The sequence below is a fragment of the Streptomyces mesophilus genome, assembly GCF_040300965.1.
GTDB classification, from domain to species: domain Bacteria; phylum Actinomycetota; class Actinomycetes; order Streptomycetales; family Streptomycetaceae; genus Streptomyces; species Streptomyces mesophilus_A.
The window spans coordinates 1-8,841 of sequence record NZ_JBEPEW010000232.1 but is presented as its reverse complement, the minus strand read 5'-3'; the positions used below and the strand labels follow the sequence as shown (position 1 = coordinate 8,841).

8 protein-coding genes are annotated in these 8,841 nt (G+C 72.2%); 7 read left to right on the top strand and 1 reads right to left on the bottom strand.

Annotated features, from left to right (window positions below; all coding sequences use genetic code 11):
• The 5 genes from ABT367_RS39365 to ABT367_RS39345 all read left to right on the top strand — a co-directional run.
• The coding region (locus ABT367_RS39365) for a hypothetical protein (RefSeq protein WP_352258529.1) at window positions 1-518 on the top strand (518 nt) is incomplete at its 5' end.
• An 84-nt stretch (window positions 519-602) separates the two neighbouring features.
• Window positions 603-1,355, top strand: coding sequence for an FHA domain-containing protein (locus ABT367_RS39360; RefSeq protein WP_352258527.1), 753 nt, complete (start codon window positions 603-605; stop codon window positions 1,353-1,355).
• The gene (locus ABT367_RS39355) at window positions 1,352-2,770 is read left to right on the top strand and encodes a protein kinase domain-containing protein (protein WP_352258525.1); all 1,419 of its coding nucleotides are present in this window, start codon (window positions 1,352-1,354) and stop codon (window positions 2,768-2,770) included. Before ABT367_RS39360 ends, ABT367_RS39355 begins: the two co-directional genes overlap by 4 nt.
• Before the next feature lie 248 nt (window positions 2,771-3,018).
• Window positions 3,019-3,411 (top strand): hypothetical protein, encoded by a 393-nt coding sequence (locus ABT367_RS39350; protein WP_352258523.1) that lies wholly within the window; start codon window positions 3,019-3,021, stop codon window positions 3,409-3,411.
• Between the two features lie 14 nt (window positions 3,412-3,425).
• The gene (locus ABT367_RS39345; RefSeq protein WP_352258522.1) at window positions 3,426-5,369 is read left to right on the top strand and encodes a protein kinase domain-containing protein; all 1,944 of its coding nucleotides are present in this window, start codon (window positions 3,426-3,428) and stop codon (window positions 5,367-5,369) included.
• 103 nt (window positions 5,370-5,472) lie between these two features.
• Here ABT367_RS39345 and ABT367_RS39340 read toward each other — a convergent pair whose 3' ends face one another.
• On the bottom strand, window positions 5,473-6,174 hold the full coding sequence (locus ABT367_RS39340) for a hypothetical protein (RefSeq protein WP_352258521.1): 702 nt from the start codon (window positions 6,172-6,174) through the stop codon (window positions 5,473-5,475).
• A 265-nt stretch (window positions 6,175-6,439) separates the two neighbouring features.
• On the opposite strand from ABT367_RS39340, the gene purN reads away from it, so the two are divergent.
• Both purN and purH read left to right on the top strand, forming a co-directional pair.
• Window positions 6,440-7,084, top strand: a complete 645-nt coding sequence (gene purN, locus ABT367_RS39335; RefSeq protein ID WP_352258519.1) for a phosphoribosylglycinamide formyltransferase — start codon at window positions 6,440-6,442, stop codon at window positions 7,082-7,084.
• A complete protein-coding gene (purH, locus tag ABT367_RS39330; protein WP_352258517.1) occupies window positions 7,081-8,670 on the top strand; it encodes a bifunctional phosphoribosylaminoimidazolecarboxamide formyltransferase/IMP cyclohydrolase in 1,590 nt (529 codons plus the stop codon). The genes purN and purH overlap by 4 nt, the downstream gene beginning before the upstream one ends.
• The last annotated feature ends 171 nt before the right edge of the window (window positions 8,671-8,841 follow it).

Sequence of the window (8,841 nt, the reverse complement as noted above, 5' to 3'; positions counted from 1 at the left end):
GATCCGCCGCCGAGGAGCCGCGGCGGCTCGTCACCACCCGTACCTGCCTGGAGCGTTACGGCCATCCGGACCCGGCGCCGCCCGGCTACCGCACGGCCCTGTCCCGCGAGTCCCTGATCCGCTACGACAACGCCCGCGCCGCCTGCCACGGCGGCCGCACCCTGTCCCGCGCCGAACTGGCCGAACTCGACCGGGCCGAGCGGACGCTGGTCGCGGACTGCCGCAAGCGGCGCACCGCCCCGGACTGCCGGACGCAGGCGCGGGAGCGGCTGTACGGGGACGCCGAGACCTGGACCCGCGTGAACACGCTCCTCGACGGCCTTCCGGCGCCCACGGCTCCACCCGACGCCACGACGAGGGCGGAGCGGACCGAGGCCCTGCGCTATGCGTGGGATGTGACCCTCGCCCCGTACCAGGACGAACTCCGCACCCGCACCCGGCTGCGCCTGCGCGCCCTCGACGAGGCGAGAGAGCTCAACGGGCTGCCCGGCACGGCCCGACAGGCCCCGGCCCGGTGAAGCTTTCCCCTGTGCCCCGCACTCCCCTTACGCTGACTGCTCTGCGGCGCACAGGGGGACTGCGGGGCATGAGGGGGACGAAGGATGCACAGCATCATCGTGGTGCCACCGGCCGGTGGCGGGGAACGGACACCGCACGGCGGACGGATCGAGCTCGCGTCCGGCGACGTACTGCCCTTCGGCCGTGACGTCCCCGCAGGTGGTCTGGAACTCGGCCACGAAGGGGTGCCCCGGATCGCGGGCGAGATCACCGCGCACCACGCCTTCTGGATCATCGACAACCTGAGCGAGAACCAGACGTACGTGGTGGAGAACCCGGAGGGCGCGGGCGAGCACATCAAGATCGCGCCCGGCCGGATCGACGCACCGGTGCCGTTCGAGTTCTCCCGTGTCGTGCTGCCCGCCGCGGGCGAGCTGCTCGCCTTCGAGGTGTGGGCGCCGCGCCACGCGTACCGCACCGCCTCGCGCAGCGGTCTGTCCGGACCGGCCACCGCACCGGCCTTCGCCCTGGACCGCACCAAGCGGTACTACGCGGTGCTCGCCGCCCTGTGCGAGCCTCGGCTGCGCGGCGCCCCGCACGCCCCGGTGCCCACGGTCGACCAGATCGTGGAACGGCTGCGGCACGCCTGGCCGTCGGCCAACCGCTCGTCGGTGTACTGGAACATCGACTACCTGGCGGTGAAGCTGCGCCTCAAGCGCGGCCCCGAGGACCATGAGCCGGGGCTGCGGCTCAACGGCAAGAAGGAGTCCCTGGTCTCGCTCGCCCTGCGCTTCGATCTCGTACGCGAAGAGGACCTCGCCGTCCTCGGCTGCACCGCACCCGAGATGGCGCCGTGACCGAGTCCCCGTACGCCGTGCCCGTCCCGAAGGGCTTCCGTGTCGGCTCCTGGGAGGTGCTCGAACCGCTCGCCGACGGGGCGTTCGGGAGTGTGTACGCGGCGCGGCGCACCGCGGCGGCCCCGGAGGCGCTTCGCACCTCGGCGGACTCGGCGGCCCCCGGGGCCGACGGAGAGCTGCCGGCCGTGGCCGCGCTCAAGTTCCTGCCCACGGGCACCCATACGCCGCACCGGTTCAACCATCTGCGGGAACTGGCCGAGCGCGAGACCGAGTTGCTCAGCCGGCTGCGCGCTCCGCGCATCATCCGCCTGTACGAGACGCTCACGGCGGACGCTCCGGGGCGGCCCGGGCTCGACGGCGCCACCGTCCTCGTACTGGAGAAGGCCGAGACCTCCCTCGCCGCGCTGCTGCGTCGCTCCCCGGCGCCCGCCGCCGGTCCCGCGCTGCTCGTCCAGGTCTGCGAGGGGCTGGACCAGCTGCATAGCGCGGGCTGGGTGCACGGCGACCTCAAGCCCGCCAACGTCCTGCTGATGAAGGACGGTTCGGTGCGGCTCGCCGACTTCGGCCTGGCGGCGGAGCTGGAGGGAGCCGCCGCCTACTCCCCCGGCTTCTCGACCCCCGACCACGCCCCGCCCGAACTCCACTGGGCCGAACTCGGCGAGCGCGGACAGCAGATCCGGCCCAGCACCGACCTGTGGGCCTTCGGGGTCCTCGCCCATCTCGTCCTGACCGGCACGCATCCCCTGCCGGGCGGCACGGCCGAGGCCCGCGGCGACGCCCTGGTGCGCTACGCCCGGGGAACCGATGACCTGCGCCTGTCACCCGAACTCCCGGACGCCTGGCGGGAGATCGTCACCGACTGCCTCGCCCGTACGCACGAGGAACGGGCCCGGCACGATGCGTCGTCCCTGCTGCGGCGGGCGGAACGGGCCGCGGGCGCCACCTCCTCGTCACGGCTGCGCTCCCTGCGATTGCTTCGGGGGCGGCCGCTTTTGGTGGCCGCGGCGGCGGTCCTGGGCACGGCCGTCGCACTCGGCTCGGCCGTCGTATACGAAAGAGGCGGGGAGGAAGTCGGCTACGGCTACCACCACTGCCCCACGCGATCCGTCTGCTTCTTCAGCGAGGAGAACGGCGAGGGTCAGATGTGCAGTTGGGCCGCATCGGATCCCGACTGGCTCGCGGGTCCCGAGACCTGCGCGTGGACCCGGCACGCACCGGTGCGGTCGGTCTACTTCAACGCAGGTGATCCGGCCGGGTTCCACGGGGTGGAGTACTTCCGGGGACCGGACTTCACACCCACCGGTTTCGACCTGGAGCGGGAGACGCTGCGTACCGGCTGCACGGCCGCGAGGGCCCAGGGGAACCTGGCGGGGACGTATGCCCCGCGGTCGCACCGCCTGGTGAAGCGCTGCTGAGGCGCGCCAAGAGGTACCGACACGCACCGAGAGATACCGACGCACACCCTGGAACGTTAGAGGTTCCCCAGGGGCCCGAGTGACCCGATACTGGTGCGGCGCGCCACGGGGGAGGCGCGCCGGCAGGGCAGGCCTCGAAGGCCGCCCTCGTGAACGTTCTGCATCTGCCGTGGTCCGTCCGGCCGCAGCGCCCCCATCCGGTGCCGTACAACCAGGGGCGTAAGCCCGGTCAAGGTGGAGTTCGCTGTATGCATCCCGTCGCGCGCGTGGCCCAGATCCTCTTCCTGCTCGGCGGGCTCGGCCTGTTCGCCTTCGCCTTCTCGGAGGCGCACCAGTCACGGAACGCCATCGTCGACTTCCGCTACGAGTGCACCACGGTGAACACGGGCACGACCGAGCGTCCCGTGCCCAAGGAGACCTGTGAGTCGACCAACGCCGTGGTCTCCACCACCGACGACAACGAGCCCCTGATCGCCGGGCTCGGCGGGGTCGGCCTGATGATCGGCGCCGTGGCCGTCTCGATGGGCAGCGCCCGCCGCGCTCCCGCGGGTCCCGCCCCGTTCCCAGCTCAGCAGTACGGCAACTCCGCGTACCCGGCGCCGCCGGGCCAGGCTCCGGCCGGCGCACCGCAGAGCTACTGACGGGCCGGCCGACCATGGACGAGGCACAACTGGCCGCGCTCCAGGCTGCCTTGGGGCAGGCGGGAGCGGAGCCGCTGCGATCCGGCGATCCCGGCGCGATCGGCCCGTACGCGGCGATCGGGATGCTCGGCAGCGGAGGCATGGGGCGCGTCTATCTCGCGCGGCCCGCCGACGACCGGCCGGGGCTCGCCGCCGTCAAGGTGATCCGGCCCGAGTACGCGGAGGACGCCGAGTTCCGGCGGCGCTTCGAGCGCGAGGCCGCCGTGCACGGACAGGTCCGCACCCCGCACGCGCCCAGCCTCCTCGGCACCGGGTTCGAGGACCGGCTGCTGTGGATGGCCACGCAGTACGTCCCCGGGCTCAACCTCGCGGACGCCGTACGGGAGAACGGGGTGCTCGAACCCGCCGGAGTCTGGCGCCTGGTGGGGGAACTCGGCCGCGCGCTGGACGGGTTGGCCGCCACCGGCATCGTGCACCGGGACCTCAAGCCGTCCAATGTGATCCTGTCCGCGCAGGGCGTGCACGTCATCGACTTCGGCATCTCGCAGGCCGTCGACAGCAGCGCCATCACCAGCACGGGTTCCCGGGTCGGCACGCCCGCGTACATGGCGCCCGAGTATCTGCGCGACGGCCGCTGCGACACGGTCTCGGACGTCTTCTCGCTCGCGTGCACCCTGGTGTACGCGGCCACTGGACACGCTCCGTTCGGGGACGGCACGGGCGTGGACGTGATGCACCGGGTCGCCTTCGAGGAACCCATGGCCGAGGTCATCGGCGAACTCACCCTCGCGGACGCGTCGTTGGCGGCGCTGCTCACATCCTGCCTCGCCAAGGACCCCGCGCTGCGGCCCACTCCGCAGCAGCTGATCGCCGCGGCCGACGCTCACCCGCGCACGCCCGCCTGGCAGGAACCGCTGCACGGCCGGCTCGTGCAGCGCGGCCACGCCTACGAGGTGCTGCACCGCACCACCGCCCACCAGACCGGCCACTTCCGCGCCCCGACGGTCCGCGCCCCCTCGCCCGCACCGCAGGGGTACGGGGCTGCGCAGGGGCAGGGGTACGGACCGGGGGCGTACGGAGGGTCGACGCCGCCCGGGCAGTACGGGGGCCAGACGCCACCCGGCCAGTACGGGCCGGCCACTCCCCCCGGCCAGTTCGGGTCACCCACCCCGCCCGGGCAGTACGGGACCTCGACGCCACCCGGCCAGTACGGGACTCCGACGCCACCCGGCCAGTACGGGACCTCGTCACCTCCGGGACAGCACGGATCACCCGCCCGTCGCACCCGTGCCAAGAAGGCGTACGCGGCCGTCGCCATGGCCCTCACCGTGGCGGCCGTCGCCGTCGGTGCGTTCCTGCTGACCCGCCCGGACACGACCGAGGACACCGCGAAGCCGTCCGCTCCGACCTCCGGACCCCACGGCAGCGCCGGCCCTGGCGACGCCGGCAGGAACCCGACCGCACCGGCGCCCGACAAGTCCCGGAAGGCGTCCGCATCCCCGGGCGGCAAGGACAAGGACGGCGCGAAGGACACGACCGCCGACGCCTCCGGGTCCGCCGGAACCGGCGGCGACCAGGACACGGAGCCGACGGCCGGCGAGACGGCGGAAGCCGGAACCGCCGGCGGAGGAAGCGAAGCCGGCACGAGCACGGGAGGCGGGGACACCGACCCGGCCCCGACCAGGACCACGGCAGCCCCCGCCAAACCGCCATGGCTCACCGACTGCACGTACTACTCGGGCACGACGGAGACCGTCTACGGCGACCAGGGCAGCCGCGTGGTCCAGGTCCAGTGCATGCTCACCAAACGCGGCTACAGCGTGGGCGCCGGTGGCGTGGACGGCGAGTTCGGCCCCGACACCCGCACCGCGGTCAACCGCTTCCAGTCCGCCAAGGGCCTGGACGTGGACGGCCGAGTGGGCCCCAACACATGGGCGGCGCTGCGCAGTTCGACGTAGAAAAGACGAACGGGGGACCATATGTCGGGGAGGAAACGGCCAAACCGTCCGTTCTCCGCGACATATGGTCCCCCGTACGTGCCAACGCCAACGGGCGGGAGGGTCAGTCCTGTTCGCCGAGGAGGGTGCGCAGTGGTGAGGGGAGGAGTTCCTCGCACTGCTTCTGGGCCGCGTGGGTGTTTGCGTCGCGTTCGCAGACGTAGAAGTCGCGGTAGACGATCTGGGCGGTGAAGGTCAGGGCGACCATGGCCAGGGCCAGGCCGGCCGTGACCAGGCCGCTCACCGCGGCAGTCGTCTGCGGCTTGCCCGGGGAGACCGCGGGGGCCGGCTGCGTCGGGTCGGGGGTGCGCGGCTTCGCGCGCAGCGCGGTCACACCCCAGTACACGGCGAGCGCACCGAGCAGCAGCGCCACGTAGGGCCAGCCGAAGAGCCCGAAGAAGAACGCCCACATGCCGCCGAGCAGCGCATAGCGCGCACGGCGCTGCGCCGGGTCGGTCGGGTCCCAGCGCATCCCGCCCATCGGACCGCCCTGACCGTTCGGACCGCCCTCGGATCCACCGGGGCGCTGACCGAAGCCGCCGGAGGAACGGCCGGGCTGCTGCGAGCTCCAGCCGGGACCCGAACCGTCACCGCCCTGGTCACCGTCGGGATGACGGGGACGCCAGGGCTGCTCCGGAGCACCCTCGGGCGGCGGGGCGAAGGGGTTGTCCTCACCCTTCCCCGTGTCCTGCGGCGCGCCCTGCGCAGGCTGATCGTCCGGCGCGACCTGCGGAGACTGGTCCTGCGGCGACGAAGGTGAGGGCATGCGGTCCGGCATCAGGTGTGCGTCTTTCCCCGTAGTCGGTGGATTGCCCGGCCGGGCCGGCTGAGCAGCGGCGCGCGCCTGGCAGTCCTTGGAGCTTGCTCCCCAGACGCTACCTCCCGGTCACGCCACCGTCCCGTGGGGGCCGTCGGGTGTGCCGGTATCGTTGCTGACGGTCGGGCGCTTCGTAGAGTTCCCCGTATCGGGGGCACCGAAGCATTCGTACGACCGTACAAAGCCAGGACCATCACGCACTGTTGCGCCGCCGATGCGAAAGGGCCCCGCCGTGGCCACCCCCGTAAACACGCCGCCGAAGCGGCTTGTCGTCCTCGTGTCGGGCTCGGGCACCAATCTGCAGGCCCTGCTCGACGCCACGGCCGACCCCGGCTTCGGCGCCGAGATCGTGGCGGTGGGCGCGGACCGGGACAACATCGTCGGCCTCGAGCGCGCGCGCAAGGCCGGACTGCCGACCTTCGTCTGCCGTGTGAAGGACTTCGACGACCGCGCCACCTGGGACCGCGAACTGGCGGAAGCGACAGCCGTCCACGCGCCGGATCTGGTGGTGTCGGCGGGCTTCATGAAGATCCTGGGCAAGGAGTTCCTGACCCGGTTCGGCGGTTGCACCGTCAATACGCATCCGGCGCTGCTGCCGTCTTTCCCCGGTGCTCATGGCGTACGCGACGCGCTCGCGTACGGCGCGAAGGTAACCGGCTGCACCGTCCACTTCGTCGACGACGGCGTCGACACCGGGCCGATCATCGCGCAGGGCGTGGTGGAGGTCCTGGACGAGGACGACGAATCCGCGCTCCATGAGCGCATCAAGGAAGTCGAGCGAAGGCTGCTCGTCGAGGTCGTGGGGCGGCTCGCCCGGCACGGCCATCGCATTGAGGGACGAAAGGTATCCATCCCGTGACCGCCGCTTCTTCTGGCGCTTCTCCTGCCGCTTCTTCCGGACAGCGCCCCATCCGCCGGGCCCTGATCAGCGTCTACGACAAGACCGGGCTCGAGGACCTCGCCCAGGGCCTGCACGAGGCCGGTGTCCAGCTGGTGTCGACCGGCTCCACCGCCTCGAAGATCGCCGCGGCCGGTGTGCCGGTCACCAAGGTCGAGGAACTGACCGGCTTCCCCGAGTGCCTCGACGGCCGGGTCAAGACGCTGCACCCGCGCGTGCACGCCGGCATCCTCGCCGACCTGCGCCTGGACACGCACCGCTCGCAGCTCGAAGAGCTCGGTGTCGAGCCCTTCGACCTCGTGGTCGTGAACCTCTACCCGTTCAAGCAGACCGTCGCCTCGGGCGCTTCGCCCGACGAGTGCGTGGAGCAGATCGACATCGGCGGCCCGTCGATGGTCCGCGCCGCCGCCAAGAACCACCCGTCGGTCGCGGTCGTCACCAGCCCCGCGCGGTACGCGGACGTCCTCGCGGCGGTACGCGACGGCGGCTTCGACCTGACCGCCCGCAAGCGCCTCGCGGCCGAGGCGTTCCAGCACACGGCGTCGTACGACGTGGCGGTGGCGTCCTGGTTCGCGGCCGACTACGCGGCGGCCGACGACTCTGGTCTGCCCGACTTCCTGGGCTCGACCTACGAGCGCGCGAACGTCCTGCGCTACGGCGAGAACCCGCACCAGCCGGCCGCCCTGTACGTCGACGGCACCGGTGGCCTGGCCGCAGCCGAGCAGCTGCACGGCAAGGAGATGTCGTACAACAACTACACGGACACGGACGCCGCGCGCCGTGCCGCGTACGACCACACCGAGCCCTGCGTCGCCATCATCAAGCACGCCAACCCGTGCGGTATCGCCGTCGGCGACGACGTGGCCGAGGCCCACCGCAAGGCCCACGCGTGCGACCCGCTGTCGGCGTTCGGCGGCGTGATCGCCGTGAACCGTCCGGTGTCCGTCGCGATGGCCGAGCAGGTGGCCGAGATCTTCACCGAGGTCATCGTGGCCCCGGACTACGAGGACGGCGCGGTCGAGGTCCTGGCCCGCAAGAAGAACATCCGCGTGCTGCGGTGTGCGGACGCCCCCTCTTCACCGGTCGAGGTCAAGCCGATCGACGGCGGCGCGCTGCTCCAGGTCACCGACCGCCTCCAGGCGGACGGCGACGACCCGGCCAACTGGACCCTTGCGACGGGCGACGCCCTGTCCGCCGACGAGCTCGCCGAGCTTTCCTTCGCCTGGAAGGCCTGCCGCGCGGTCAAGTCCAACGCGATCCTGCTCGCCAAGGACGGCGCCTCGGTCGGCGTCGGCATGGGCCAGGTCAACCGCGTCGACTCGGCCAAGCTCGCGGTCGAGCGCGCGGGCGAGGAGCGGGCGCGCGGCTCCTACGCCGCGTCGGACGCGTTCTTCCCGTTCCCGGACGGCCTGGAGATCCTGACGGCCGCGGGAGTCAAGGCCGTGGTCCAGCCCGGCGGTTCGGTTCGCGACGAACTGGTCGTCGAGGCGGCCAAGGCGGCGGGCGTGACGATGTACTTCACGGGGACGCGTCACTTCTTCCACTGAGGTCTCCGGCACTCAGCCCCTCCGGCAACTCCAGCCCCGCCGGCGTTTGAGGCGATCCGAACGAAGTTCGGATGCCGGGGTCCGGGGCGAAGCCCCGGTTTCGGGAAGGGGCGGGGTGGGGGAAAGAATCCCCCACCCCGCCCCACAAACCATGCGCCGGGCAACAATACC

Coding starts and splice junctions, on each gene's coding strand:
- ABT367_RS39360 (WP_352258527.1), top strand. CDS start 603: ATGCACAGCATCATCGTGGTGCCACCGGCCGGTGGCGGGGAACGGACA.
- ABT367_RS39350 (WP_352258523.1), top strand. CDS start 3,019: ATGCATCCCGTCGCGCGCGTGGCCCAGATCCTCTTCCTGCTCGGCGGG.
- ABT367_RS39345 (WP_352258522.1), top strand. CDS start 3,426: ATGGACGAGGCACAACTGGCCGCGCTCCAGGCTGCCTTGGGGCAGGCG.
- ABT367_RS39340 (WP_352258521.1), bottom strand. CDS start 6,174: ATGCCCTCACCTTCGTCGCCGCAGGACCAGTCTCCGCAGGTCGCGCCG.
- purN (WP_352258519.1), top strand. CDS start 6,440: ATGCGAAAGGGCCCCGCCGTGGCCACCCCCGTAAACACGCCGCCGAAG.